The 26,846-nt window shown below is 39.4% G+C and carries 24 protein-coding genes, 2 tRNA genes and 1 other RNA gene; 7 read left to right on the top strand and 20 right to left on the bottom strand.

Going from position 1 to position 26,846, the window contains the following annotated elements; genetic code table 11:
• Nucleotides 1-127: 127 nt before the first annotated feature.
• From fusA to AWW73_RS03645, 4 genes are all read right to left on the bottom strand, one after another.
• Nucleotides 128-2,266, bottom strand: a complete 2,139-nt coding sequence (fusA, locus tag AWW73_RS03660) for an elongation factor G (RefSeq protein WP_057106722.1) — start codon at nt 2,264-2,266, stop codon at nt 128-130.
• A gap of 177 nt (nt 2,267-2,443) precedes the next feature.
• Nucleotides 2,444-2,914 (bottom strand): 30S ribosomal protein S7, encoded by a 471-nt coding sequence (gene rpsG / locus AWW73_RS03655; protein ID WP_001138055.1) that lies wholly within the window; start codon nt 2,912-2,914, stop codon nt 2,444-2,446.
• Between the two features lie 160 nt (nt 2,915-3,074).
• On the bottom strand, nt 3,075-3,449 hold the full coding sequence (gene rpsL, locus AWW73_RS03650; protein WP_002050319.1) for a 30S ribosomal protein S12: 375 nt from the start codon (nt 3,447-3,449) through the stop codon (nt 3,075-3,077).
• A 200-nt stretch (nt 3,450-3,649) separates the two neighbouring features.
• Nucleotides 3,650-4,969: an EcsC family protein gene (locus AWW73_RS03645; RefSeq protein ID WP_031947553.1), complete on the bottom strand. Its 1,320-nt coding sequence runs from the start codon at nt 4,967-4,969 to the stop codon at nt 3,650-3,652.
• Nucleotides 4,970-5,268: 299 nt separating this feature from the next.
• On the opposite strand from AWW73_RS03645, the gene AWW73_RS03640 reads away from it, so the two are divergent.
• From AWW73_RS03640 to AWW73_RS03620, 5 genes are all read left to right on the top strand, one after another.
• Nucleotides 5,269-6,498: a beta-ketoacyl synthase N-terminal-like domain-containing protein gene (locus AWW73_RS03640; RefSeq protein ID WP_031947552.1), complete on the top strand. Its 1,230-nt coding sequence runs from the start codon at nt 5,269-5,271 to the stop codon at nt 6,496-6,498.
• Between the two features lie 18 nt (nt 6,499-6,516).
• Entirely contained in the window at nt 6,517-6,969 is a 453-nt protein-coding gene (gene hemJ, locus AWW73_RS03635; RefSeq protein WP_016144514.1) for a protoporphyrinogen oxidase HemJ, read from the top strand.
• Between the two features lie 162 nt (nt 6,970-7,131).
• Nucleotides 7,132-7,692: a hypothetical protein gene (locus AWW73_RS03630; protein WP_061875313.1), complete on the top strand. Its 561-nt coding sequence runs from the start codon at nt 7,132-7,134 to the stop codon at nt 7,690-7,692.
• Between the two features lie 385 nt (nt 7,693-8,077).
• Nucleotides 8,078-9,703: an NAD+ synthase gene (locus AWW73_RS03625; RefSeq protein WP_062848755.1), complete on the top strand. Its 1,626-nt coding sequence runs from the start codon at nt 8,078-8,080 to the stop codon at nt 9,701-9,703.
• Nucleotides 9,696-10,724 (top strand): hypothetical protein, encoded by a 1,029-nt coding sequence (locus tag AWW73_RS03620; protein ID WP_062848754.1) that lies wholly within the window; start codon nt 9,696-9,698, stop codon nt 10,722-10,724. The genes AWW73_RS03625 and AWW73_RS03620 overlap by 8 nt, the downstream gene beginning before the upstream one ends.
• A 43-nt stretch (nt 10,725-10,767) precedes the next feature.
• Here the strand turns inward: AWW73_RS03620 and AWW73_RS03615 are convergent.
• The 7 genes from AWW73_RS03615 to AWW73_RS03585 form a co-directional block, all read right to left on the bottom strand.
• Nucleotides 10,768-10,844: transfer RNA gene (locus AWW73_RS03615), tRNA-Met, on the bottom strand.
• Nucleotides 10,845-11,001: 157 nt separating this feature from the next.
• Complete coding sequence (gene cntB / locus AWW73_RS03610; protein ID WP_057106718.1) at nt 11,002-11,958, bottom strand: carnitine monooxygenase, reductase subunit CntB; 957 nt, start codon at nt 11,956-11,958, stop codon at nt 11,002-11,004.
• Nucleotides 11,959-12,005: 47 nt separating this feature from the next.
• Nucleotides 12,006-13,457: an NAD-dependent succinate-semialdehyde dehydrogenase gene (locus tag AWW73_RS03605; protein WP_062848753.1), complete on the bottom strand. Its 1,452-nt coding sequence runs from the start codon at nt 13,455-13,457 to the stop codon at nt 12,006-12,008.
• A 63-nt stretch (nt 13,458-13,520) separates the two neighbouring features.
• Nucleotides 13,521-14,636: a carnitine monooxygenase subunit alpha gene (gene cntA / locus AWW73_RS03600; protein ID WP_002120432.1), complete on the bottom strand. Its 1,116-nt coding sequence runs from the start codon at nt 14,634-14,636 to the stop codon at nt 13,521-13,523.
• Nucleotides 14,637-14,678: 42 nt separating this feature from the next.
• Nucleotides 14,679-15,653: an alpha/beta hydrolase gene (locus tag AWW73_RS03595; RefSeq protein ID WP_062848752.1), complete on the bottom strand. Its 975-nt coding sequence runs from the start codon at nt 15,651-15,653 to the stop codon at nt 14,679-14,681.
• A gap of 11 nt (nt 15,654-15,664) precedes the next feature.
• Nucleotides 15,665-17,311: a BCCT family carnitine transporter gene (locus tag AWW73_RS03590; protein ID WP_062848751.1), complete on the bottom strand. Its 1,647-nt coding sequence runs from the start codon at nt 17,309-17,311 to the stop codon at nt 15,665-15,667.
• Nucleotides 17,312-17,337: 26 nt separating this feature from the next.
• Nucleotides 17,338-18,450 carry a tartrate dehydrogenase gene (locus AWW73_RS03585; protein WP_062848750.1) on the bottom strand — a complete coding sequence of 371 codons (1,113 nt, stop codon included), beginning with the start codon at nt 18,448-18,450 and terminating at the stop codon, nt 17,338-17,340.
• Between the two features lie 103 nt (nt 18,451-18,553).
• Between AWW73_RS03585 and AWW73_RS03580 the strand changes: the two genes are divergently transcribed.
• Nucleotides 18,554-19,534, top strand: coding sequence for a LysR family transcriptional regulator (locus tag AWW73_RS03580; RefSeq protein WP_009393747.1), 981 nt, complete (start codon nt 18,554-18,556; stop codon nt 19,532-19,534).
• 54 nt (nt 19,535-19,588) lie between these two features.
• Here the strand turns inward: AWW73_RS03580 and AWW73_RS03575 are convergent, their stop codons facing one another.
• From AWW73_RS03575 to coaD, 5 genes are all read right to left on the bottom strand, one after another.
• Entirely contained in the window at nt 19,589-20,773 is a 1,185-nt protein-coding gene (locus tag AWW73_RS03575) for a porin (RefSeq protein WP_062848749.1), read from the bottom strand.
• A gap of 148 nt (nt 20,774-20,921) precedes the next feature.
• Nucleotides 20,922-20,998, bottom strand: a tRNA-Met gene (locus AWW73_RS03570).
• A 63-nt stretch (nt 20,999-21,061) separates the two neighbouring features.
• An RNA gene (gene rnpB / locus AWW73_RS03565) (RNase P RNA component class A) lies at nt 21,062-21,417 on the bottom strand.
• 27 nt (nt 21,418-21,444) lie between these two features.
• Complete coding sequence (locus tag AWW73_RS03560; protein ID WP_016144509.1) at nt 21,445-21,708, bottom strand: YfhL family 4Fe-4S dicluster ferredoxin; 264 nt, start codon at nt 21,706-21,708, stop codon at nt 21,445-21,447.
• A gap of 1 nt (nt 21,709) precedes the next feature.
• A complete protein-coding gene (gene coaD / locus AWW73_RS03555; protein WP_005070938.1) occupies nt 21,710-22,201 on the bottom strand; it encodes a pantetheine-phosphate adenylyltransferase in 492 nt (163 codons plus the stop codon).
• A 134-nt stretch (nt 22,202-22,335) separates the two neighbouring features.
• On the opposite strand from coaD, the gene smpB reads away from it, so the two are divergent.
• Nucleotides 22,336-22,812, top strand: a complete 477-nt coding sequence (smpB, locus tag AWW73_RS03550) for an SsrA-binding protein SmpB (protein ID WP_002120348.1) — start codon at nt 22,336-22,338, stop codon at nt 22,810-22,812.
• Nucleotides 22,813-22,863: 51 nt separating this feature from the next.
• Here the strand turns inward: smpB and AWW73_RS03545 are convergent, their stop codons facing one another.
• The 4 genes from AWW73_RS03545 to rluD all read right to left on the bottom strand — a co-directional run bounded on the left by AWW73_RS03545 (nt 22,864) and on the right by rluD (nt 26,830).
• Nucleotides 22,864-24,135 (bottom strand): hypothetical protein, encoded by a 1,272-nt coding sequence (locus tag AWW73_RS03545; RefSeq protein ID WP_061875321.1) that lies wholly within the window; start codon nt 24,133-24,135, stop codon nt 22,864-22,866.
• Between the two features lie 153 nt (nt 24,136-24,288).
• A complete protein-coding gene (locus tag AWW73_RS03540) occupies nt 24,289-24,840 on the bottom strand; it encodes a flavodoxin family protein (RefSeq protein ID WP_031947538.1) in 552 nt (183 codons plus the stop codon).
• Nucleotides 24,841-25,029: 189 nt separating this feature from the next.
• Entirely contained in the window at nt 25,030-25,767 is a 738-nt protein-coding gene (gene pgeF / locus AWW73_RS03535) for a peptidoglycan editing factor PgeF (RefSeq protein ID WP_062848748.1), read from the bottom strand.
• 10 nt (nt 25,768-25,777) lie between these two features.
• Nucleotides 25,778-26,830 carry a 23S rRNA pseudouridine(1911/1915/1917) synthase RluD gene (gene rluD, locus AWW73_RS03530; RefSeq protein ID WP_062848747.1) on the bottom strand — a complete coding sequence of 351 codons (1,053 nt, stop codon included), beginning with the start codon at nt 26,828-26,830 and terminating at the stop codon, nt 25,778-25,780.
• Between the last annotated feature and the right edge of the window lie 16 nt (nt 26,831-26,846).

Here is a 26,846-nt window from a genome sequence, read left to right as displayed (position 1 = left end):
GGCTTATTACGTTCAAACTTGGCTTTAGCCATGATGATCTTCCTTTATAAACTACTCATGGAGGGTCACCCCATGAGCACTTGGTTTTTAACTAAGAAATTAGTTTGGGCTTATAGTAATCGAAAGATTACTCGTCGTCACCTTTTTTACCGCCAGCTTGGAATTTAGCGATGATGCCTTCAGCCACGTTACGTGGAGTTTCAGCATATTTAGCAAATTCCATAGAGTAAGTCGCACGACCTTGAGACATAGAACGCATTTGAGTCGCGTAACCAAACATCTCAGCAAGAGGAACTTCTGCACGAATTGCTTTTGTTCCACCAGGAAGATCGTCCATACCTTGAACCATACCACGACGACGGTTTAAGTCACCCATGATATCGCCCATGTAGTCTTCTGGAGTTTCTACTTCAACTTTCATGATAGGTTCAAGAAGGATAGGATCCGCTTTCATGAAACCATCACGGAAGGCATAAGAACCTGCCATTTTGAACGATAATTCGTCAGAGTCGACGTCATGGTAAGAACCATCGAATAATGTCGCTTTAATACCAACAACAGGGTAACCAGCCAATACACCATTCTTCATACGTTCTTGAATACCTTTGTCAACCGCGCCAAAGAATTCTTTAGGTACTACACCACCAACAACTTCTTCAACGAATTGGTATTCTTTACCAGCTTCTTCAACATCAAGCGGCTCAAGACGTACATATACGTGACCAAACTTACCTTTACCACCAGTTTGACGTACGAACTTACCTTCTTGTTCAACAGACTTTTTGATCGTTTCACGGTAAGCAACCATTGGTTTACCAATGTTAGCTTCAACACCGAATTCACGCTTCATACGGTCAACAATAATGTCAAGGTGAAGCTCACCCATACCAGCAATAATTGTTTGACCAGATTCTTCGTCTGTACGAACGCGGAACGATGGATCTTCTTTAGCCAAACGACCTAAAGCGATAGACATTTTTTCTTGGTCTGCTTTAGTTTTTGGTTCAACAGCCAATGAAATTACTGGCTCTGGGAATTCCATACGCTCAAGAGTAATGATGTTTTTCTCATCACATAATGTATCACCAGTTGTAACGTCTTTAAGACCTACACACGCTGCGATATCACCTGCACGGATTTCATCAAGATCTTGACGTTCGTTCGCATGCATTTGTACGATACGACCGATACGTTCACGCTTAGATTTAACTGGGTTATAAACCGGATCACCTTGTTTAAGAACACCAGAGTAAACACGTACGAATGTTAAGTTACCTACGAATTTGTCGTTCATGATTTTGAACGCAAGCGCAGAGAACGGAGCTTCGTCAGATGCTTCACGAGACGCTTTAGTTTCGTCTTTGTCGTCAAGGATACCTTCGATCGCTTTAACTTCTGTAGGTGATGGTAAGAATTCAATTACAGCATCCAACATACGTTGAACACCTTTGTTCTTGAATGCAGAACCACAAAGCATTACTTGAATTTCAGAAGCTAATGTACGAGCACGTAAACCAGCGATGATGTCTTCTTTAGAAAGATCACCTTCTTCTAGGTACTTGTCCATTAATTCTTCAGAAGCTTCAGCCGCAGCTTCAACCATTTTTGTACGCCATTCGTTAGACGTATCAACTAGGTCAGCTGGGATATCAGCATATTCAAACTTCATACCTTGAGATGCTTCATCCCAGATAATCGCTTTCATTTCGATAAGGTCAACAACACCCTGGAATGTATCTTCAGCACCAATTGGCACAACGATAGGAACAGGATTACCACCTAAACGAGTTTTAACTTGCTCAACAGCACGGAAGAAGTTTGCACCAGTACGGTCCATCTTGTTCACGAATGCTAAACGAGGCACTTTATATTTGTTCGCTTGACGCCATACAGTTTCAGACTGAGGTTGTACACCACCTACAGCACAGTAAACCATGCACGCACCGTCAAGAACACGCATAGAACGTTCAACTTCGATTGTGAAGTCTACGTGTCCCGGGGTGTCAATTACGTTGATACGGTGTTGTTCGAATTGGTTACCCATACCAGACCAGAAACAAGTTGTAGCAGCAGAGGTAATTGTAATACCACGCTCTTGCTCTTGTTCCATCCAGTCCATTGTTGCTGCACCGTCGTGTACTTCACCAATTTTGTGAGATACACCTGTGTAGAACAAAATACGTTCAGTTGTAGTTGTTTTACCTGCGTCAATGTGCGCAGAAATACCGATGTTACGGTAACGAGTAATTGGGGTTTGGCGAGCCATGATGTCTACATTCCTAAATGTTATATTTAAAACAGGACGCACCAATTAAATTGATGCGCGCGAATATCCAAACAGGCAACTTAAATACCTGCAAAGCCCCCACTTTGATAGAGAGCAATGTTGAATCGAGCTGCTGTACGCATGAATATTCTCCTGAATAAGGCCTGTTTTATCCGCTTAGAAACGGTAGTGAGAGAAGGCTTTGTTAGCTTCAGCCATACGGTGCACATCTTCACGTTTTTTGATTGCTGCACCTTTACCTTCAGCTGCATCAAGCAACTCACCAGCAAGACGTAAAGCCATCGTTTTTTCAGAACGCTTAGCAGCAGCATCTACTAACCAACGCATAGCTAAGGCAGTACGACGGGATGGGCGTACTTCCATAGGTACTTGATAAGTAGCACCACCAACACGGCGTGCTTTTACTTCAACCATAGGACGAACTTTTTCAAGAGTAGTCTCGAAAAATTCAACTGGGTCTACTTTGTTTTTTTCTTGAACGCGTTCTAAAGCACCGTAAACGATACTTTCTGCAATAGATTTTTTACCATCTTGCATTACGTGGTTCATGAATTTAGCGATTGTTTGGCTGCTAAATTTTGGATCTGGAAGGATCTCACGAGCAGCGACTACGCGACGTCTTGGCATTTTAATACACCTAATAATATGACACTTCAGGATGATCCAGCAGTTTGTACAAGTGTCATGTACACGACGCTGGCCTTACTATACGTCGCTTGAATTACAAATCTATGAAGAATTCAAACAAGCGAAACGCTAAAGGGCTTATTCGACTAGTTTCCTAGAATTACTTCTTAGGACGCTTAGTACCGTATTTAGAACGTGATTGATTACGATCTTTAACACCAGCACAGTCTAATGAACCACGAACGGTATGGTAACGTACACCCGGTAAGTCTTTAACACGACCACCACGGATAAGAACAACACTGTGCTCTTGTAAGTTATGGCCTTCACCACCGATGTAGCTAGATACTTCAAAACCTGAAGTTAAGCGAACACGGCAAACCTTACGCATAGCTGAGTTAGGTTTTTTAGGTGTAGTTGTATAAACACGTGTACAAACACCACGACGTTGTGGACAAGCCTTCAACGCAGGAACTTTGGATTTTTCAACCAAAGTCGTACGACCCTTACGGATCAACTGATTCGTTGTTGCCATATGGCAATTCTCCCGTTATTAAAAAACCTTAAAAAGAAAATACCTCTTTTTAAGGGCACATAATTGTAAGCCAAGATGCAAAAATGGTCAACACGGCAATACTTACCAAATGTTGACCATATCAATGTTTGACAGGACGATTTACAAATTTAAATGGAGGTTAGTTCCACTTTTTAAACCTTATCATTGTAAGCGTATTGTTAAGAGTATTTTTTATCCTCCAATATCTCGTCGTCATCTTCTGGGGTTAAAGCTGGCTTTTGCTCAGTATGCTCATGCTCTGCTACATGCTTGTCAGCAAGTTTTTCAAGGCCCTGATGAACATTTTCCTGAATTTTTTCTTCACTCTTTTGGCCGTCAGTAGGCTTTAACACAATAGAAACTTTTGAAATCACCTCATGATTTTCTACTTTATGATGATGAGCAGCCTGAATATTGCCATCTTCACCTATATTTAAAAGTCTTGGGCTCGCTTTTTGGATGAGTGTAACTGCAGCATAATAGGCTTGTAGCGGAGATAAATGCTCACTTGGATGCTCATTTAAATAATGTCTTGCAGCTCCAAAAATTGCTTGAGCTTTATGGCCTACATCTTCTTGTAATTTCCAGCTGTATACCGCGCTTAAAACTGCTCCCGCAACTGGCGTAAACTTACCAAAAGCAGACAGTTTAGGAATACGGTTTAACCATTCCCATTTAAACTCACCATCTTCATCTGTTAGCCATTTTTTCAAAGTGTCTACATCCGTGGTTGACCCCAATACTTGCTGAAATTGATGAATATCTTGGGTTTCCAACATATTTCGTAATGTTTTTAAAGCCAACAAGAGGGTTTGCTTCTCTGCAATCAGACTAATATCAACTTCTTTAAAAATAAACTCGACAACATCTTGGTCAGTAGCTTCTAAAAGATCGAAGCCATGTGATCTTCCTGTCTGGTAAATAGTTCTTAAAACTAAAACTAATGAAACTGGAATATCTACTGCTGCACCCACTACCCCAGAAATGCCTGTAATTGCACCTTGTACAGTCGCAATGAGTTTGTTTTGTTCGATAAGTGCCTGACTTAGTCGTTGAGAACGACCCGTATCTTTAGTTAATTCAAATAAATCTTTAGCACCAGCTTCTTCTAAAATTTTTTCAGTTAAGGTACTTTTCGAACTAAAGTCATTTAGCCAATCAAATAAATAACCTGAGATTTTTTCATCCCAATCCGGTGAAAGAAATGTTGCAACACCATTTACTTTTTTAAAATGTCGTCCAAACACCTGACGTGTGACTTTTGGTAAATGTTCTCTTAGCATTTGTTGAGGACTTTCATATTGCTCAACTTCAAATGGGCTTTTTGTTCTCGATCTACCTTCAACAGTTTTTCCAGTTGGGATTGGTTCAATTACCTTACTGACGTCACCTGATTGGTTCTGTTGTAAGATACTCAATCCTGTAGAACTGAGCTTTTTAGCCACTCCGAAGACCTGAGAAAACAAATTGTCAGATTGATTATTATTAAATTTTGTCATCAAGTACCTCGATTTTTTAATTTATCTAATTAGAGATAAATACTAGGTGGAATGTGGATTTATCTCAACTTGAATGTGTGTATTTTAGTTAACCCTAAATGCAACATACTATGTATTTGGTTATTTTTTTTAAATGTAAAATTGTCATAAAGATTTGCCATAAGAAATAAAAAACCTTTCTGCTATCATGTTAACAACGAAAAACATGAGTCTCGTTTTCTTACAGCTATATTCTCCTATTCATTTTCATAGCTGTTGAACACGATAGACTCTTAATATCACCATAAAGGGACCTGTAGATGAAACGTGTTGTAATCACTGGTATGGGTATTAACTCATGTATCGGTAACTCTTTAGAAGCAGTTACTCACTCACTTCAAAATGGAATCTCCGGGACACGTTTTAACCCAACTTATGCTGAACTCAATTTTAAAAGTCATGTTAGCGCTGCTGCAGACCAAGAATTTGATAATATCGATCGTAAATTAAAACGCTTTATGGGCGTATGTGCGATGTATGCCTACAACGCTGCTGTAGCTGCAGTTGAACATGCAGGACTTACTCCTGAGCAACTTAGCGGTAACCCACGTTATGGTATTGCAGGTGGTTCAGGTGGTGGCTCAACTGCTTCTGTTGTTGAAATGACAGAATTATTAGAAACTAAAGGCGCACGTAAAGTAGGCCCATTCTTCGTGCCACGTAACATGTCAAACACTATTACTGCGAACGTCGGTGTTGCATTTAAACTACAAGGTATTTCTCATACTATTACTAGTGCTTGCGCAACTTCTGCAGATGCAATTGGTTATGCGTACAATTTGATTCAACTTGGCAAACAAGACCTTATGCTTGCTGGTGGCGGTGAAGAAGATCACTGGTCTCAAAGTTTATTGTTTGATGCAATGGGCGCACTTTGCTCGAAATATAACGACTCTCCAGAAACAGCTTCTCGCCCATATTCAGCAGACCGTGACGGCTTCGTTATTGCTGGCGGTGGTGGTTTCGTAGTACTTGAATCACTTGAGCATGCTCAAGCACGTGGTGCGAACATTTTAGCTGAAGTAGTAGGTTATGCTGCGAACAGTGATGGCGCAGATATGGTTGCTCCAAGTGGTGAAGGTGCTACACGTTGTGTATTAATGGCACTTGAAGAAGCTAAGCAACATGGCGTAGAAAAAATTGACTATGTAAATACACATGGTACTTCTACTCCAGCTGGTGATATTACAGAACTTAAAGCAATGGAGCGTGCATTTGGTGAAGGTAAAGTACCTCCTCTTAGCTCGACCAAATCGATGACAGGCCATAGCTTGGGTGCCGCTGGTGTACAAGAAGCTATTTACTCTGTACTAATGATGCAAAATGACTTTATTGCACCAAACATCAACGTAACTGAACTTGATGAAGGCGCAAAACCTTTTGATATCGTACTTGAAAAACGTGATGCAAAATTGAATACTGTAATGAGTAACAGTTTTGGTTTTGGCGGCGTTAACGCTTGCCTTATTTTCAAGAAGTGGGATGCATAATCCCACCTAGGATTATCGATGGATGCACCTTCTGATGCTTTTTTGTGGGTAAAAGCATTACATATTATTGCCGTGGTTTGCTGGTTCGCTGCTTTGTTCTACTTACCACGTCTATATGTTTATCATGCTATGAGTGAAGATGCTGCAAGTCATCAGCGCTTTGAGGTAATGGAACGTAAGTTGTATCGCGGAATTATGTGGCCTTCGATGATTGCTACATTAATTACCGCCCACTTTCTTGTCGAGTGGGGTGATGCAACTCGACATTATCATGATGCAACATGGTTTTACCTCAAAGTTGGATTAGTGGCTTTATTAGTGATTTATCATTTGGTATGTGGCTATTATCGTAAAAAGCTCATCGGAAATGCTCACTATAAATCACATAAGTTCTGGCGCTTCTTTAATGAAATGCCAACCTTAATTTTATTTGCTGTTGTGATTTTAGTTGTTGTAAAGCCTCAGTTCTAACTGGGGCTTTTGCTTTTATTCTCTAAGAAGTCTTTTATTAATCATAATAAAATGCACAATCTATTCAAACAATTATATTTCTCAAAACAGAACTATAAAACTAATGAATAGTCATAGCTCTTTATTTAGCAATACCTAACCTATACTATGCTAAAGAAATAGATGAACTCATTTAATGGCAAAGCTATGCTAACTATTAATGCCTTTAAACGCTTAATCCATACACCATTTATTCTTCTTACACTTTTTATTTTCCGTCACTTAAAAAATTACCCGATTAGACATTTGACTACTCAAGAAAAATTATTGGCACAAATGGTTTTCGGCGACATGCTTGATTGTGAACGGCCTAAAATTATTGCTACGCGCTACCTCCCTTGGCAGACTTGCGGTATTTTCATGGCCCCAAATGGGAATATTTATGTCAATCCTGCTGATTACAGCGAAAATTACGCTTTAGAATCTAAGTTTATGCAGGGTATTTTTATTCACGAACTCACACACGTCATGCAATATCAAAAAGGCATTCATGTACTACTTAAAGGTGCTTTATTACAATCAGCCTATTACCTCAGCTTTAAAAGTTACAATCCCTACAAATATACCTACCACCCTAACAAGGCATTTAGTACGTATAATATTGAACAGCAAGGCGAAATTGCGCGCGATATTTGCTCAGGAAAAATTCCGAATATTATCTGTTCACCTCAACTTCATTTGTAACTAAATAATCAATCTCACTTTGAACGTAACATTTTTTGCGTAATGTAAATGAGAATTCTTATAAATCAGAAATACTTATCTAAACTATAAAAGTGCGCTTATTCAATTCAAATTATTGAAAAAAATAGAACAGACTTATTCCAAATTAGCTTGTGATAAGGCAGTATACAAACAATAAAAATAATGAAGCCTGTTTCTATTCTATACAGAAAATCTCGTTATTTTTACGCAGAAAATATGGGATTGGTATATATTATTGATCTTGACATTTTTGTTTACTATTTTAATTGTTTACTATCGTATCATACACATCGTTGAAAAATTATATCCATAAAAATCAACACTGTGTGTATCTATATTCGTTATGATCTAGGATTAGGTTTGAATGAAAAGTTTTAAAGTTGCCCTTGCTCAGTTTTCTCCGCATATTGGCAATATTGACTCAAACACCCAAAAGATGATTGAGCAAGTAAATCAGGCGAAAAAACAAGACGCTGACCTGATTATTTTTCCCGAGCTTTCTGTTATTGGTTATCCAGCTGAAGATCTATTGTTACGTCCAAATTTAAATAAACGTATGCAAAAGGCCTTTGCACAAATTGCCGAAGTTAAAGACATTGTCATGGTTTTCGGATTTGTGAACCAGACAGAAGATGGCCAACGTTATAATTCTGCTGCTGTCATGAAAGACGGTCAAGTTTTGGGTGTTTTTAATAAACATAATTTACCAAACTATGGCGTCTTTGATGAAAAACGTTATTTCCAAAAAGGCCATCAGCATTTGGTGTTTGAATATCTTGGACATAAATTTGGTGTATTAATCTGTGAAGATATCTGGTCAATTAATACAGTCAAACAGTTGAGCCAATTAAATGTTGATACTGCTCTTGTACTCAACTCATCACCATATGAAGTCGGCAAACCACAACACCGTATACAGACCTTGAGTGAACTTGCAAAACAACTTCATCTAAATATTGTTTACGTTAACCAAGTGGGTGGACAAGACGATTTAATTTTTGATGGCACAAGTTTTGTCAGCAATCAAAATGGTGAAATTGCTTTACAAGCACCGAGCTTCAAAGAAGACATTTATATTGCTGAATTTGACCGTGATACAAAGTTATTTAAAGTCACTGAGTCTGCTCCTGCATTAGAAACCTTTGCTGAGATCTATCAAGGTTTAGTCATGGCAACTCGTGACTATGTAGAGCGCTCAGGATTCCCAGGTGTGATTTTGGGTCTTTCTGGTGGTATCGACTCTGCCCTTACACTTGCGATTGCTGTTGATGCAATCGGAGCAGAAAAAGTACAAGCTGTAATGATGCCTTATACCTACACTTCTCAAATTAGTGTAGAAGATGCGGCTGAACAAGCTCGCCGTATGGGTGTAACTTTCGGTATTGCTGAAATTCACTCAATCGTAAATAGCTTCATGCAAACTTTGTATCCTTTCTTTGGTAATTCACCAGCTGACGCAACGGAAGAAAATTTACAAGCGCGTGCTCGTGGCACATTGCTTATGGGCTTATCAAACAAGTTTGGTAATTTAGTCCTTGCTACAGGGAATAAATCTGAACTTTCAGTTGGCTACTGTACGCTTTATGGCGATATGGTTGGTGGCTTTGCGGTTCTAAAAGATGTTTATAAAACTATCGTGTTTGAATTAGCAAAATACCGTAATAGCTTAAGTGAAACGCCTGTGATTCCTGAGCGTGTGATTACCCGCCCACCTTCTGCAGAACTTCGTCCAGATCAAAAAGACCAAGACTCTTTACCAGCATATGATGTATTGGATGCCATCCTGTATGCATACATTGAAGAAGATTTAGGTCAGGCCGACATTATTGCCAAAGGTTTTGATAAAGAAGTTGTTGAAAAAGTCATCCGTTTAGTTGATCGTAATGAGTACAAACGTCGTCAAGGTGCGATTGGCCCGAGAATTACTTCTCGTGCATTTAGTCGCGAACGACGTTATCCGATTGTCAACGGTTGGACAGCGAATGACTGAGCAGAAAAACTCATCAAAAACTACAGCACTTGCTCAAGCACTTTTGCTTGAGCAGGTGGAATTTTTCAAAAAACAATTATCTATAGAAAACTCACCTATTTATTTCCAGCAGTTCATACAACTGTTTATGCAACATGCTGATGAAATCAAGCTACATGAAGTTGTTGATTTAGAGCAATTACAAGCCGTTGTGAAACGCTATGCTTTTGAAATGCAGCTAGGGGCCGGTTTACTTGAGTTTATTGGGGAAATCGCGCAGCGTATCTATCTATCTGCCATGAAGTCTCCAATTCAGCTACAGGACTTGGTCTCTGACCACCAGTTTGAAATGTGGCTTTCCAAATTTTTGGAAATGGAACATATTCCTCATTATCTCAATCAGTTTTTAAGAACTAGTCCTTCTGTACAACAACTTTGCCAATACATTGCAACTTCAACCTTAGAACAAAAATTACCAAAATTTCTAACAGCATCTAGAGTAGATGACTACCATTTTGAATGGCAACATAAGCTCAAAAAATTCTCATTTTTACAACAACAACGTCTTGAGCATAAACTTGAAACTTGGATTGCTGGCTTTATTCATGAGCAACTTACAGAATTAAGTCTTTTATCGAGCGAAGATTTAGAAAGTCTAGTGCGCCATGTTTGGGAAGATATTAGACATAAAAAAATGTATGAGTTTATGAAACAGCTCACTCCTCTCGATGTAGAAGAGTTCTTTGTTTTAATTTATGAATATTGGAAAGAATTACGCCAATCAGAATTTATGCAAGATCTGATTTTGTATGGCGTAGAAGTTTTTTATGATTTTTATAAAGATCAGAGTTTATTTGAAGTATTAAATGAGATTGGGTTAACCGAAAGCGACTTACAAACAGAGGCTTTACGTTTTTATCCAAAGGTTATGGATGCCTTTAACGAACACGGTATTTTAGAACCATTACTTCAAGCACTTTTAGCTCCTTTTTATCAAAGCTCAAAAACACTCGATATGATTGAAAAACATTTTAATGAGTAAAAAATAGATAAAAAGAAACCACGCAGGAGCGTGGTTTTTAAAATGGTGGCTATGACGAGACTTGAACTTGTGACCCCCGCATTATGAGTGCGGTGCTCTAACCAACTGAGCTACATAGCCGTAAACTGTGTGCGCATTATCTATAGTTCTGTATAACAGGTCAATAGGTAAAAACCCTTAATGCCCATCAATTGAACAAATAAGATTCAGATCATCATTATTTGTTCTTTTTTTAGCAATTTTTTGCTTTAAGCAATTGATCGGCCACAGAAATATATTAAAGATCTAATACTAATTTTTTACCTTTAGCTCTCGATACACAAATCATCATGCTCTTCTGTGAAGCCTTTTCTGCATCACTTAAGTATTGATCAAAGTGATCTGCCTCACCTTCTAAAATAGCAGTTTCACATGTACCGCATACGCCTTCGCGACATAAGCACTCCACATCAATATTTAATGTTTCGATGGCTTGTAAAATCGTCTGATTACTTTGTACTTCAATTTCTTGATTAGACTTAGCGAGTACTACCGTAAATGCTTCACCATCTTCAGGAACTGTTGACGCAAATTGTTCCCAATGAATGTACTCGTCGCGATAACGATGCTTATTACAACAGTCAATTACCGCATCAATCATGGGTTTCGGTCCACAGACATAGACATGTGTGCCTTTAGGTTGCGATGAAATTAATTCATCCAAATTCAATGTACAGCCTTCTGAGTCAACATAACTAAATACATGCTCGGCATGTTTCTGCTTTAGCTCATCTAACAAAGCCGCATGTTCAGGCGAGCGATAAGCATAATGTAGTTCAAAATCAACACCGCGTGCCGCAAGTTCATCCATTTGCGGCAAGAATGGTGTAATGCCAATTCCACCTGCAATTAAAATATGTTTATTGCCTGTTTCGGCTAATGGAAATAAATTTTTTGGTTCTGAAATCTGAATTTCACAGCCCTCATTACACTGATCATGCATAAACACTGAACCACCCTTACCTTCCACATCTTTACGAACGCAGACTTGGTACGTCGATAGGTCTTGTGTACAGCTCATCAATGAATAGGCATTTGAAAGCTGTTCATTCATTTTGACAATAATATGGCTTCCCCCACTAAATCGAGGAAAGTTCTGCCCATCTTGACGTTTGAACGTAAACCGTTTGATTAAAGGGGTTAGCTGCTCCACATGAGTAACAACCGCCGGGAACATTTCATAATGACTAGCCATATTAGAATCCTTCTTTTACCGCATATTTTTGTTGTTAGGGCTTATCCTTAAAGCCCTAAACACATATATTTAATGGTCATGAACTCTTCAAGACCGTACTTTGAGCCTTCACGCCCAACACCTGATTGTTTCACACCGCCAAAGGGTACAACTTCATTTGAAATTGCTGTGGCATTCATACCGACCATTCCATATTCAAGCTGTTCTGACACTCGCCATAAACGTGAAATATTTTCGCTATAAATATAAGCGGCCAAACCAAAGATGGTGTCATTTGCTTGAGCAACAACATCAGCCTCATCAGTAAAACGAATGAGCGGTGCAACTGGACCAAAAATTTCTTCTTGGACAATTTCCATCGTACGGTCAACGTTAGTTAAAACCGATGGCTCATAAAAGGTCTGTCCTAAAGCATGCTGTTTACCACCACAAGCAACCTTAGCGCCTTTACTTACCGCGTCATCAGTCAACTGCTGTGCTTTTAACACTGCTTTTTCATTAATTAATGGTCCAATTTGCACGCCATCTTCAAGTCCATTACCGACTTTAAACTTTTGTACTTCTTGTACAAACTTCTCGGCAAAAACTTGATAAATATTGTCATGTACATAAATGCGGTTAGCACAAACACAGGTCTGGCCTGCATTACGGAACTTGGCAAAAATCGCACCTTGTACAGCTTTATCTAAATCGGCATCATCAAACACAATCAGAGGAGCGTTACCGCCTAACTCAAGTGCCAACTTTTTAATGGTGCTTGAACACTGCTGCATCAGTAGGCGTCCCACTGGAGTTGAGCCAGTGAAGGTCAATTTTTTCACTTTTTCATGTGAAGTAAATACAGAGCCAATTTCTTGAGATTTACCGGTCACAACATTAATCACACCAGCCGGAATACCTGCTTTTTCTGCAAGTTTCGCAATCGCTAACGCGCAGTAAGGTGTTTCATTTGCTGGCTTAATGACAACCGTACATCCTGCTGCTAAAGCGGGAGCTGCTTTACGGGTAATCATGGCGATTGGGAAATTCCACGGCGTAATAGCAGCCACGACACCCACAGGTTCTTTACTAATAATAAAACGCTGCTGATTATTGATAGTTGGAATCACATCGCCATAAATACGTTTGCCTTCTTCGGCAAACCATTGAATAAATGATGCTGCATAACGCACCTCGCCTTTCGCTTCTGCCAAAGGTTTTCCTTGCTCAATGGTCATGATTAAAGCAAGTTCATCGGTATGATCGAGAACCAGTTTGTACCAAGCTAATAAAATATCTGCACGATTTTGGGCAGTTAAAGCCTTCCAACTTTGCAAAGCAGTATAAGCAGCCTCAACTGCTTGAGTAGCCTCAGCCGCTCCCATATTTGGAATTGTGCCAATTTCTTCGCCTGTTGCTGGGTTAGTCACTGGAACCGTTGCATTTGACTGTGCAGCTAACCATTGCCCGTTAATATAGGCTTGTTGCTGAAATAATTCAGTACTTTGTAAACTCGACATATCATCTTCCTAACTGAAGAATCAGGTGCAAGTCATCTTTACACCTGAATAAATCCATTTATTTTATTTGTGATGCTGCGCCACTAAATGTTGGAAGTAAGCAATACCATGTTCACTGATACCAGAGCGTTGTTTATCAGTCATGATACGGCCTTGACCGCGATAACCACGTGATTTCAAACCACGTTGTACGCTTTCGACCAAGTTCAAATCTTCAGGACGGAATACATTACGATACCACTCAATCAAATCTTTCTGATCTTGAGTAAGTTCTTCGTTCGTGAAGTAAATATCGTAATGCTGCAAAGTCGTTTCTGCATCAACTGGGAATTCATAGATCACAGTCATGAAGTTGCTGCCCGGTGGTACGTTGAACATTGTGCAAGGCCAAGTCCAGAAACCATGAAACTCAGGATCAGTTACCGATGGATCAAGCTTAAATGACTTCTCAGATGAGCGTGCAAAGCCATATTGCAATGTCCAGTTTTGATGTGTTGTGTGCCAATATTTATCAACTTGTACCGAGTCGGCAAAGCCAGGATGCGCTGGTCCACAGTGGTAACACTCTAGATAGTTATCAACAATCACTTTCCAGTTTGCTGGAGTTTCTGTCACAAAACGTGCCGCCAGTTTCAAATCTTTAATTACGCTACATGCTTGATTTAAACGCTCAGCAAATTCCGGAAGCTGGTCTTCTACACAAGTCGCATTTTCATCCATATTAATGAAAACAAATCCTGCATATTCCTCCACCTTTAAAGGAACCATGCTTGAGTTTTCTTTGTCAAAAGATTCAACATGGTCACAGTTACGTGCCAAAGCCAAGCTACCGTCTAGCTTGAAAGTCCAAGCATGGTATGGGCAAGTAATTACATTTTTTGCTTTACCACTGCCACTTAAAAGCTCATGACCACGGTGCGGACACACATTATAAAACGCACGTAAAACACTATCTTTACCACGAATGATGACAATATTTTCACCAATTACTTTACGGGTAATATAGTCATTCGGTTGTGCCAATTCACTGCCATGTGCAACACAAATCCAGCTTTTAGCAAAGATTGCTTCTTTCTCATGCTCAAAAACTTGCGATGAAGTATAGAAAACTTTAGGAAAAGTCCATGCAACATCTGGGTTTGCACAAAAATCTTCAGGTAATTTTTCAACTGCACTCATGTTTTTACTCCATTAAATTCTTTTCGTCCAAATGACTCGATATTAAATTGATGTCTTTTCGGCACTGCCAAACATGCGACGTATCGCACTCAGCATGTTTTGATATAACTGTTGAACTTCAGGACAATCACGCATGAGACGTAAACTGCCATGTAATAAACCTTTGCCTAAATGGAACTCGTTAGGGATACCTGCTTGTTCCAATTTTTGGGTAAGGAAATAACCGTCATCACTTAAAGGGTCATATTCTGCAACAGCTACAAAACAGGCAGGCATATCTGAAAAATCCGTTGCCAATAAAGGCGCTAGGCGTAAATCCTGCCAATCTTGTGAGTTAGGTGCATATTCCTTTAAATAAAAATGCATATCTTCGGTTGTTAATAACGGCGCATGGGCATGCTTTTGTGCGGCTGGTGTATCAAGTGCTGTAGTTAAACACGGATAAACCAAAGCCAGACCTTGAGCTTGTAAACCACTATGCTGTAGATGCACTGCAAGAGCTGCTGCTAAGTTACCGCCTGCGCTATCGCCTGCTAGAACGATATTTCGGCTATCAATCTGCCAGTCAGAACTATGTTGTTTAAGCCATTGATAGACTGCTAAACAGTCTTCAAAAGCTGCTGGAAAGCGATGCTCTGGTGCCATGCGGTAATCCACACCAATGACAACTGCATTTAAGTCCTGACATAAATAACTGGTAATAAACTCATGTGAATCGAGTCCACCGACCATCCAACCACCACCATGTAAATACATCACACACGGCCAACCAGCTTCAGGTCGTTTAGTTTTTGGTGAATAGATGCGAACAGGTACCGGATGCTCTGCATTTGCAACAACACGGTCTTCAACTTCGATCTTGCCATCACGAGGCAAAGTGTAGTGTCGGCACATCGCGTCATATGCTGCACGAATTGAGTCAATATCTGCATCTGCTGGTGAATAAATGCTGCTCCAATACACTAGGCTTTGCATTTCTTCACTTAAGACATACGTGGTCTGTTCACATGTAGTCATTACCGTTCCCTCTAGCTGGTTTTTCTGTCCAGTTTGATTGAGCTTGCAAGCTCAAGCTGCATCCGTTTTGCATGTTCATCTTGAGACTGGTTTAAACCAATTTCCGCATCATCATAACCTTGTTGCTCAATTAAATGCGATGGGACTTTGGCATAATCCTGAATCAGCCATTTCACTAAGCCATAGGTTTGAATCAGAATAATCACGATGAACGGTAAAGCCGTCACAATAGTTGCTGTTTTCATGGTGTCTAAAGGTGCCTTACTAAAGATCATGGCAATCGGAACCAAAGTCAGCATGACACACCAGAACAGACGGGCATTTGGCGATGGATCTTGTCCTTCACTTAAACCACGTGTACATGTTGCTGAAACCGCATACCCTACTGCATCCATGTGTGCAGCCAAGAACACCACCATAATGCCGAGGAAAATCCACATCATCAGCTTTCCAGCAGGTAATAGGCTGAGCAATTGTCCAATTGCAACCTCACCACCCTGTTGGCTTAAGATTTGCGGTACATTTACAGCTCCATGAATAAAGCTATAAACACTGTAGTTTTCAAACACACCAAAGATAAACCAGAGACCAACACTGCCACCAATCACCATGGCAAAGATCACTTCTTTAATGGTACGGCCTTTAGAAACACGTGTTACAAACAGTGCCACACCCGGTGCATATGAAATCCACCATAACCAGTAGAAAACAGTCCATTCACGAGTAAACTTGCCATCGCCCATTGGGTCGGTAAACAAGCTCATATCCACAAAGTTGGTTGCCATTAACCCGAAACTCATTAATGAATTATTCAAAATGAACTGAGTCGGACCAAAGCAAAGTACATAAATCGCAAATAACACTACACCCAAGCACACCATGTGACTTAAACGCTGCATGCCCTTATCCATACCTACATACGAACTGAGTGCAAACAGAACCGAAACTGCCAAAATAATGATGACTTTGGTCATAAAGGTATTTGGAATACCTGTAAGCTGAGACAAAATATTGGTAAATGTCACGGCGGTGAGTACTAATGAAATCGTCAATGCACCAAACATGCAAAGCAAGAACATAAGGTCAACTAAACGTCCAACCACGCTGGTTGATTTAAAGCCTGTTACAGCCTCAATCACAGAAGCCAAACTCAACCCTTTGTTTTTTCTCACATGGTAGCTGTAGCACAAAGAAATTGATGCCAAAGCATAAATTGCCCATGCACTTAAACCTGAGTGAAAGAACGAGTAAGCCACGCTATATTTCAATGCTTCTGCTGACTCAGGCGGTAAGCTCAAACCCGGAGTTTGATAATAATAAGCCCAGTCCAAAAAGCCCCAGTACAGTGTAGAAGACCCAATACCTGACAAAATGAACATAAAAATCCATGACATTGTGGTGTATTGAGGCTTTCCTTCACCGAGTTTGATTTTGCCGTATTTACTAAAGGCCAGACCAAAAGTAAAAATAATAGCTAAAAAAGCAAACAGTAATACTGGGGTTGTAAATACCGATGTCGTCCACTGCATCCATATTGCAGCAATCTTTATCGACTCTTGCGAATAAATCGCCAAACCCGCAACTGAAATAAATACAAACAGTAAGCTGGTTACGGCAAGAACTTTATCCGTATAAATTTTTGTGTTTTGATTATCCATATCCCTACATCCATTTTTGGATGGCGTTATTCCATAGCGAACACGTCCATTTTAGTTTGGGCTACACACGATGCAATTGCATCTCCTACCTCATAAGTTTTTGCCTGACCACCGATATCGGCTGTTTTTGGCCCATTAATTAATACATTCTCAATCGCCTGCATAATGTCCTGACCTGCTTGAATGCATCGTTCATCATCTTCGCCAAAGAATTCGAACATCATGGCACCCGACCAAATCGCAGCAATTGGGTTGGCAATTTGTTTACCGTAAATATCTGGTGCTGAACCATGTACAGGTTCAAACAATGATGGAAATTTTCTTTCTGGGTTTAAATTTGCAGAAGCAGCCAAACCAATGGTTCCTGTACATGCAGGCCCTAAATCAGAAAGAATGTCGCCAAATAAATTAGATGCCACAACCACATCAAAACGTTCAGGTTGTAAAACAAAACGAGCCGCTAAAATATCAACATGCTGTTTATCAGCCTGAATTTGTGGATATTGTTTTGCCATCGCATCAACACGTTCATCCCAGTACGGCATGCTCACTGCAATACCATTGGACTTAGTCGCTGCTGTAATTTTTTTCGCATCGCGCTGATTTGCAAACTCAAATGCATAACGCAAAATTCGGTCTACACCATGACGTGTAAATACGGCTTCTTGTAAAACAAACTCTCGGTCTGTTCCTTCAAAAGCTTTACCGCCAATGGCTGAGTATTCACCTTCACTATTTTCACGAACCACGTAGAAGTCGATATCGCCCGGTTTTTTACCTACCAATGGACATTTCACACCCGGCATTAAGCGCACTGGACGTAAATTCACATATTGGTCAAAACCACGACGGAACTGGAGCAGTGAACCCCATAGTGAAATATGGTCAGGCACTTTATCTGGCCAGCCTACAGCACCAAAATAAATTGCATCGTAGCCTTGCAAAGTTTCAAACCAGTCATCTGGCATCATTTTGCCGTGCTCAAGGTAGTAATCGCAGCTTGCCCAATCAAATGCATCTAGCTGAAGCTCAATACCATGCTTTTCTGCTGCTGCCTTTACAACCTTAATGCCTTCTGGTAGAACTTCTAAACCAATGCCATCGCCTGCAATCGTGGCAACTTTATATCTTTTTGCCATAAGCTTCCTTCACACCTTCGACTAATATCCTTGTATGGCTTAAACATGATGTTTTAAGCAAAAATGATCAATAACGGAACTATCACTCCAATGGACACGGATCGTGAATAATCTACCTAACCTATCGGATTTAAAGGTTTTTTGCACAGTCGCCAAACTAAAAAGTTTTGTCGAATCTGCTGAGGAACTTGGGACATCGCCAGCTTTTATTAGCAAGCGAATTAATATTTTAGAAAACACGTTAAGCTGCAAACTCTTTCATCGCAGCACGCGTCATGTCAGCTTAACGGAAGATGGCAAACTCATCCTTGAGAGAGTTTCAAATATTCTTGAAGAATTTGATGAAGTCTGTGAACTGGTCAATAACCCGCTGAGCACGCCTACAGGTCGTATGGATATTATTAGTAGCTTTGGTTTTGGCAGAAAACATATCGCACCAATTCTGTCTAAATTAATGATGCTTTATCCAAAGCTCCAAATTCATTTTGACACCATCGACAATACCAAAGACCTGATTCAACACAGTATCGATTTGGACATTAGAATTGGTAATGAAATTGCGCCGAATATGATTGCAAAGAAGCTGGCTTCCAATTTTCGGATTTTATGTGCAGCGCCAAGCTATTTACTTAAACACGGTGTACCAGACAGCATTGAAGATTTGCAATCACACGACTGTTTAACAATTAGTGAACGCGATCAATCCTCGGTACTCTGGAAATTTAGGCATGCTTCTGAAGATGTCTCGGTACATATCAAACCACGTTTTGTTTCAAATAATGGTGAGATTATTCATCAGCTTGCCATAGAAGGTCACGGTATTATTTTCCGGTCAATTTGGGATGTTGCAGATGAATTAATTACCGGTCAACTCCAACACATTTTACCTGAGTACTGGCAAGATGCAGATATTTGGGCGGTTTATCCATCACGGCTTAAAAGCTCTTCTAAATTACAGACTTGTATTTTGTTTATTCAAAACGAGCTACTCAATCGTTTACAGCATGTTCAAAACCTAAACCGAGGGCAACTCATTTCTCCAGCAGTTAAACGAGAACCACCGCCTGAAAAAGTCTTTCTATGAAAAAAAGCCCTAAGTGAGGCCTATTCACTTAGGGCAATAAATTACTTTTAAATTTTAAAAATAATATCCAATTGAAAGATAAAATAATTTATCCCAATCATTACTGCTACCTTGTGCAAGGCCATCAGCCCCACCGCCAACCATTGGATCATTTTTACTCATAATATATTCACCCTGAATACCAATGGCTTTGTAATTAAAATAAACCCCTGCAATTAAGCGTTCAGAGTCTTTATAACCATTCTCATCTTTAAAGAAGCGGCTATGAGAGATATAAGGTTTAATATTTTCAATCTGATGGAATGGCTGAGTAAAGGTATAGTTAATTTCATTGACCAAATATTTACCTTTATTGGCAACTTGATATGGATAATCAAAAGCTCCAATGGTTGAGCTATTTGGAAATAAATTATCGCCATTCGTGACATCTTGCTTCCCAGCTAAGAACATCCATTGCCATGCTTGATATTGCGTTTGAGCAAAAACGTTCCATGACTTACGATGACCATCTTCATCAGTTCTTTTATTTTCTAAATCAGAGTACCAAACTGAACCACCTAACTCGGTCGAAACATTTTGTGCTTTATCAAGCTCAAATTTTCTAGATGCTCGAGCAATCCACATATTCTTTTCTTCAATATTAGTACCTTTGGTTAAATCATCAGCTTCAACAAAATTACCACTATAACGGCTTGAGTCTTTTGAAGTTCCTTTATAATTTCCACCATCAGTTGGATAGAAACCTAAAGTTAAATTATATTGATTATCTGCAAATTTATATTTGATCCCCAGATTATCGATGTCTTCTAAACCGACTGTATTTAAAAGCGTTTCGTAGTAACTACTCCCCCAAAATTCGCCAAAGCCAAAATCAACGGGCTGCAAACCTGCCGTGATTCTCTGCTGGTCAGATAACCTATAACCCACCCATGCTTTTTTTAGAAAAATCGCATCACATAAGCGATTATACTGATAACAACGGGCATCTGCACCTGCAATCCAATTTGGAGTCTCATAACCTAGCACTAATTTAATATCAGTTAATCGCCAGTCATCATTTTGAGAACCTTCATTTGCATCAACTACATAATCTTTATGCAAATAGCGGGAACGCACGGCACCAGAAACTTTAAACTGACCCGAATCTAAAGTTGGATCTCCCCAACTTAAATCAGCCGCGGAAGTTTCTACTCCCGCCGTTAAACTTAAAATTCCTAAAAATAATAATGACCTTTTCATGTCTTCAACATCCTTGTTAAGTGTTATAAGAACATGAAGAAATTGGTCTAGACAAACAATGCCATAACTATAAAGTCGGTCTTTACAAACTGTGTTTAATCAAAAAATAAGCATAAAAAAAGACCACGCAGGAGCGTGGTCTATAAAATGGTGGCTATGACGAGACTTGAACTTGTGACCCCCGCATTATGAGTGCGGTGCTCTAACCAACTGAGCTACATAGCCGAAAACTGTGCGCGCATTATCTTAACTTCTTTAACGCACGTCAAGAAAAATTTTAATTAAATTAGGTGAAGTGAGCCTATAAGCCGGGTTCTGTCGAGGATGGTCATTCCTCTAGGCGTACAATCACTCATACGCTCAAGCGACCTACCCGAATCCAGTACGGGCCGTACCTCAGGATTCCTATTTGGTCTTGCTTCTGGTGGGGTTTACCATGCCGTGAACTGTTACCAGACACGCGGTGCGCTCTTACCGCACCCTTTCACCCTTACCTCACGAATGAGGCGGTCTACTCTCTGCTGCACTTTCCGTCGGCTTTCACCGCCCAGGCGTTACCTGGCACCCTGCCCTATGAAGCCCGGACTTTCCTCCCCTGCTTCAGTCACGAAGACCTCCACAGCAGCGACCATCCAGCTCACCTCAGGGGCGCATATTAACAAATTTATTTACTAATTGCTTGTGCTTTTTTGAGCAATTAATTTTTTATATTTGTCGAATAGCTGCTCTTCCGTTTCCACATGCTGCGGATCTTTAGGAATACAGTCTACAGGACAAAATAACTGACATTGCGGTTGGTCATGATGACCAACGCATTCAGTGCATAAATCAGGATGAATTTCATAAATCACCTCACCCATGAAAATAGCTTCGTTTGGGCAAACTGGTTCACAAACATCACAGTTTATGCATTCATCGGTAATATATAGCGACACGTTACCAACCTTGTTGATGTTTACGTTCAAAGGCCTCAACCACAGCTTGCGGAACAAACTTGGTTACATCCCCTTTTAAACGAGCAATTTCCCGAATCAATGTCGAAGAAATAAATGAATACTGCTCAGATGGTGTTAAAAACACTGCTTCAAAATGTGGGTCAAGTTGACGGTTCATATTGGCAAGTTGAAATTCATATTCAAAATCAGAAACTGCTCTTAAACCACGAAGTACTGCTGTTGCCTTTTGTTCTTTGAAAAAATTAACGAGCAAACCATCAAAGCCTACAAATTCAACATTTGATAAATGGCTGAGTGATGTTTGGGCCAGTTCAACTCTCTCTTCTAGACTGAACAAAGGGTTTTTATGATGTCCAATTGCAATTGCTACTACAACCTCATCAAACATTCTTGATGCTCTAGTAACTAAATCAACGTGTCCATTCGTGATGGGGTCAAATGTTCCAGGATAAATTACACGCGTTTTAGACATCCGCTAGTACTCTAATTGTATTGTGAACCTATTTTAGCAAAAGTTATACATCAGGCGAAATATTGATGTGAAGGAAAAACTTCACCTTAGCATCAGTTTACGGCACAATAGGGGCAATTGTGGAAGTTTGAATTATGGCGAAAGCAACAGTAGTGAAAAAACATAATGGTGGAACCATCGCACAAAATAAACGTGCCCGCCATGATTATTTTATCGAAGAAAAATTTGAAGCTGGTATGTCTTTACTCGGCTGGGAAGTAAAATCTTTACGTGCTGGTCGCATGAGTTTGACAGAAAGTTATGTCATTTTTAAGAATGGTGAAGCGTTTTTATTTGGTGCACAAATTCAACCGCTCCTTTCGGCATCTACTCATGTAGTACCTGAAGCTACACGTACACGTAAATTATTATTATCACGCCGAGAACTAGAAAAGCTAACAGGTTCAGTTAACCAAAAAGGTTACTCATGTGTTCCTTTGGCATGTTACTGGAAAGGTCACTTGGTTAAACTTGAAATTGCCCTTGTGAAAGGTAAGCAGCTTCATGACAAACGTGCGACTGAAAAAGATCGCGATTGGCAGCGTGATAAAGCTCGTATATTTCATAAGTAATAAAAAAACCTTTAAAGTTAACTTTAAAGGTTTTTTTATGTCATTTTGAATTTAGCAGAATTTTAAATTGCCATAACAATTTGGTGCAAAAGATTGATTTTTAAGTTGTAAATCTTTCAATGGAAAATTTACAATCGTATTAGGTAATTTAACCTCACCCACTGCTAAGTCTTCGCCAAACAAACAATTTAATAGATTACATCTCACTGGGTTTGCAGTTAAATAAGCACTAATTGGATCTACCACCTGTTTTAAAACATCATTAGTGATCTCAATTTGCTTACTTGGCGTCACGTTACCAATATCAATTTCATCGTCAAAAGCCATCCACCACCCTCGCTCTGCTGCAGCATCTGCACCTGGCCAAAATATTTGCTGGCCTTGTAAAGAAAGTGAGAAAGGATTATTTAATTCAATTTTATGAATAAATCCTAAGTTTTGATCAACTGTGAGCGCCGCTCTTAACCCAGTAATGCTACCTGTTACATTCTTTTGTAAATTTAATAAACCTAGTGCAGCATTAATGGAAGCTTTCAAATCTCCTGAGAAGTTAAGTTGATCAATATTTGCTACCCCGTTCAACATGACATTGTTCATTCGTGAACCAGATATAACTTGGCCATTGATCACAATAGGTGCCGTGGTCTGTTGTAATTGCAAATTATAATCAGACGAGTTAAATCCTAAAGGGATACAAAGTCCGATACATGCATTAACAGTTCCATCAATGGTCTTGCCTGTATCTTGATAAGACATATTACGGGCAGCTGTATAGGCTAAGCCAGTGGTATCTTTAATTTTTAAATAACCACTTAAGCTATTAATTCCATTTGGTGTTTCTGAATTTTCAAGACCCATAGTCAGCAGTCCCATTACCTTTTCAGCACTCAAACGAAAACCTTTAATTTCTCTCAAAGCTGCACTATCTGGATTTTTAATTGCAAATTCAATAAAAGGATTACTAAAAACAGCTGAAGAAGAAGCTCGACCATCACTTGTATCACTTAAGCCACTTAAACTTAAGTTATCAATATCAATATCACACCCACCTAAACCGTTTACCCCTCCACATCCTAATTGCAACTTCTTAACATTGGCATTTAATTCAAGATTAGCTTCCAAACCTAATTTATAAAAACCAATATTTTGCTGATTCATCGAAGCATCAGCTTGTTTTGGATCAGTATAGGTAAATGAAAATAAAGCTTGCGCTTCAACTTTAGAGAGTTCTGTGTCACTGAGTGGAATAAGATTAGCAGATTCTAAATTAGCATAGCTCAGAGTACTCCATGTTATACAAAGAGCTGTTAAAAAGTTTTTCATGATTATTCCATTTTTTTATTTATTAGGATTTAGACATCATTGTCCAAATAAACCATTTGGTAAAAAATAATCAAAAAAGAACAAAAAAAATACAACTATTTTGTAATTAAAATAAAACTATTAAATTTATTTATTTTCAATCAAAAACTTATTTTAACTTATTCTATAAAGCAATCCAGCAATATATTCGCCAAACCATTTAGCTGTATCTAAATCGCCTTGTGGAGGAGTAATTTCAACAGGTGCATTATCTGACTGTGTCATTAAACCTAAACAACTCGATAATCGGTTTAAATCTTTTTCACCATGACCTGTCGTCATTAAAGGTAAACCAGACCAAAGCATGCCATGTTGCATTGCAAAAATATTTAATTGTTGTAATACCGCTAGTTTATCGCCACTCAGCCCACCCGAATTTGCAAATCCAGCTGCAAGCTTGCCTTGCCACAAACGCTCTTTCCAACGTTTAGAAGTACTGTCCATAAACTTTTTAAAGTCGGCCGTCATACTTCCCATATAGGTAGGCGAGCCAAAAATAATACCATGCGATGCATCAAGCGCATCCCAATCAATATGTTCAATATTCATTAGGTGTACTTTGGCCCCCATCACCTCTGCACCAGCAGCAATAGCAGCAGCTACCTTCGCGGTATGACCATATGGACTGTGGTAGACAATAGAAAGGTGTTTTTCAGGCAAAGACATAAGTTTAAAATTTTGAGCGATTTTTTCTATTTTATCATTTTATTAACGCTTGCTAAACCTTCATCTATAAATATGAAATATAAGGCTTTCACTACCGCATACTATAGAAATATTTTCAAATTAAATAAAAAACTCTCCTATTTTTAATAAATATAAAATAAGAGAGTCATTTAAGGCGGTGATCAAAACTTACATAAAAACAAACGTAGCCATACGTCCTGTCTTCGCATCACGACGATAAGAAAAATATTCATTACTCTGTTGATAAGAGCATTGATCTCCACCTAAGACTTGTTGCACACCTAAACGTTTCAAAATAAAGCGTGCAATCGCATATAAATCTGCATGAAATTTATTGGGACCCGCCCCCTCAACAAAAGCTGTTTCCAACTCTGGATACTTGTCACAAAAAGCAGTTTTTACTTCAGCCCCAATTTCAAAACAAGGTTGACTAATTGCAGCTCCTAACCATGCCCAAGTTGGAGGATTTTGCATAGCCGCCACTGTATTTTCAATAATGCCACCAGCCAAACCACGCCAACCCGCATGCAAATTAGCAACTTCACTGCCTTCGGTATTTCCCAACACGACAGGTAAGCAATCAGCCGTCATCATCATTAGAGCATGACCTTTCGTTTGAGTAACTAAACCATCACCAATTAAAGCTTTAAAAGGAATTTGTTCATTTACTGTATGGTAAATCGTACTGTGCGTTTGGGTCATCCATGTCATTTTTTTAACACCGAATTTCGCAAACTCATCTAACAATATCATTCGATGCTGTTGAACACGTTGTGCCTCATCTTTGACATGTAAAGCTAAATTAAATCCAGATAACTCAACTTGATCTGTTGGCAATGCCAAAGGATGCTGAATACGTGTTTGCCCTACAAATATGCCTTGAGGTAAACCTTGAACAAATTCCATATGCACGTCCTTAATATGCAGCGTTTTCTGAACGCAACACATCCACTAAATGTGTAAAATCTTCAGGCCACGGCGCTTCAAAAAGCATTTCTTCACCAGTACGAGGGTGTTTTAAGCCTAATTTAGCTGCGTGCAATGCTTGACGTTTAAAACCACGTAAAGTTTCAATCAGTAATTCAGATGCACCAGCCGGCACACGTACACGGTTCATATAAACCTGATCACCAATCAAACCGTAACCAATATAACTAAAATGCACACGAATCTGATGTGTTCGACCTGTTTCAAGGCGCGCTTGTACACGGGTAAAATCTTTAAAACGTTCTTTTACATTGTAGTGAGTTACTGCATCTCGCCCACCGGGTAAAATTGCCATTTTTACACGGTCAACTGGATGACGTTTGATCGGTTCATCAATCGTACCGCCAGCAATAATATTTCCATAAACAACCAAGTCATATACACGGTAGACCGTTTTATTCGCCAACTGTTTACTTAAAGAAAATTGAGCCTCTAATGTTTTAGCAACAACAAGTAAGCCACTGGTATCTTTATCAATACGGTGTACCAAACCAGCGCGCGAAAGTTCTGCCAATTTTGGAGCATGGTAAAGCAAAGCATTCACTAAAGTTCCGGAACTATTGCCTGCTCCTGGATGTACCACCATGCCTACTGGTTTATTAATAACTAAAATATCATCGTCTTCATAGACAACATTGAGTGGAATATTTTCAGGTTGACTCGTTGTCTGAGCTTCAAGCTCTACTTCGAGCGTAAGCAGCTCAGTTCCTTCACAACGGTGCTTAGGCTTGACAATGTTACCATTCACCAACAGATGGCCATCTTTCAACCATTGCTTGAGCTTTTCACGTGAAAACTCGCTCCATACCAAGGCCGCTACCTGATCGATACGTTGTCCCAGATAGGTTTCATCTAGCTGAACTTGCAACGATAAACGTGTTGCAGTTGTATCAGAAGTATGGTTATCTGCATCCTCAGAATCTTCAAGTAAATTGAAGTCGGTTTCAGATAAGTTTGTGTTTGAAGATTGTGCTGAAGTCATTTGATCATTGAGATAA

Source organism: Acinetobacter lactucae (assembly GCF_001605885.1).
GTDB lineage: Bacteria > Pseudomonadota > Gammaproteobacteria > Pseudomonadales > Moraxellaceae > Acinetobacter > Acinetobacter lactucae.
The sequence above is the reverse complement of the archived record's forward strand: the minus strand, read 5'-3'. Positions and strand labels throughout refer to the sequence as shown.

Bases quoted from the DNA above. Each gene is read 5' to 3' on its own strand.
- fusA (WP_057106722.1), bottom strand. From the start codon at position 2,266: ATGGCTCGCCAAACCCCAATTACTCGTTACCGTAACATCGGTATTTCT.
- rpsG (WP_001138055.1), bottom strand. From the start codon at position 2,914: ATGCCAAGACGTCGCGTAGTCGCTGCTCGTGAGATCCTTCCAGATCCA.
- rpsL (WP_002050319.1), bottom strand. From the start codon at position 3,449: ATGGCAACAACGAATCAGTTGATCCGTAAGGGTCGTACGACTTTGGTT.
- AWW73_RS03645 (WP_031947553.1), bottom strand. From the start codon at position 4,969: ATGACAAAATTTAATAATAATCAATCTGACAATTTGTTTTCTCAGGTC.
- AWW73_RS03640 (WP_031947552.1), top strand. From the start codon at position 5,269: ATGAAACGTGTTGTAATCACTGGTATGGGTATTAACTCATGTATCGGT.
- hemJ (WP_016144514.1), top strand. From the start codon at position 6,517: ATGGATGCACCTTCTGATGCTTTTTTGTGGGTAAAAGCATTACATATT.
- AWW73_RS03630 (WP_061875313.1), top strand. From the start codon at position 7,132: ATGAACTCATTTAATGGCAAAGCTATGCTAACTATTAATGCCTTTAAA.
- AWW73_RS03625 (WP_062848755.1), top strand. From the start codon at position 8,078: ATGAAAAGTTTTAAAGTTGCCCTTGCTCAGTTTTCTCCGCATATTGGC.
- AWW73_RS03620 (WP_062848754.1), top strand. From the start codon at position 9,696: ATGACTGAGCAGAAAAACTCATCAAAAACTACAGCACTTGCTCAAGCA.
- cntB (WP_057106718.1), bottom strand. From the start codon at position 11,958: ATGGCTAGTCATTATGAAATGTTCCCGGCGGTTGTTACTCATGTGGAG.
- AWW73_RS03605 (WP_062848753.1), bottom strand. From the start codon at position 13,457: ATGTCGAGTTTACAAAGTACTGAATTATTTCAGCAACAAGCCTATATT.
- cntA (WP_002120432.1), bottom strand. From the start codon at position 14,636: ATGAGTGCAGTTGAAAAATTACCTGAAGATTTTTGTGCAAACCCAGAT.
- AWW73_RS03595 (WP_062848752.1), bottom strand. From the start codon at position 15,653: ATGACTACATGTGAACAGACCACGTATGTCTTAAGTGAAGAAATGCAA.
- AWW73_RS03590 (WP_062848751.1), bottom strand. From the start codon at position 17,311: ATGGATAATCAAAACACAAAAATTTATACGGATAAAGTTCTTGCCGTA.
- AWW73_RS03585 (WP_062848750.1), bottom strand. From the start codon at position 18,450: ATGGCAAAAAGATATAAAGTTGCCACGATTGCAGGCGATGGCATTGGT.
- AWW73_RS03575 (WP_062848749.1), bottom strand. From the start codon at position 20,773: ATGAAAAGGTCATTATTATTTTTAGGAATTTTAAGTTTAACGGCGGGA.
- coaD (WP_005070938.1), bottom strand. From the start codon at position 22,201: ATGTCTAAAACGCGTGTAATTTATCCTGGAACATTTGACCCCATCACG.
- smpB (WP_002120348.1), top strand. From the start codon at position 22,336: ATGGCGAAAGCAACAGTAGTGAAAAAACATAATGGTGGAACCATCGCA.
- AWW73_RS03545 (WP_061875321.1), bottom strand. From the start codon at position 24,135: ATGAAAAACTTTTTAACAGCTCTTTGTATAACATGGAGTACTCTGAGC.
- AWW73_RS03540 (WP_031947538.1), bottom strand. From the start codon at position 24,840: ATGTCTTTGCCTGAAAAACACCTTTCTATTGTCTACCACAGTCCATAT.
- pgeF (WP_062848748.1), bottom strand. From the start codon at position 25,767: ATGGAATTTGTTCAAGGTTTACCTCAAGGCATATTTGTAGGGCAAACA.
- rluD (WP_062848747.1), bottom strand. From the start codon at position 26,830: ATGACTTCAGCACAATCTTCAAACACAAACTTATCTGAAACCGACTTC.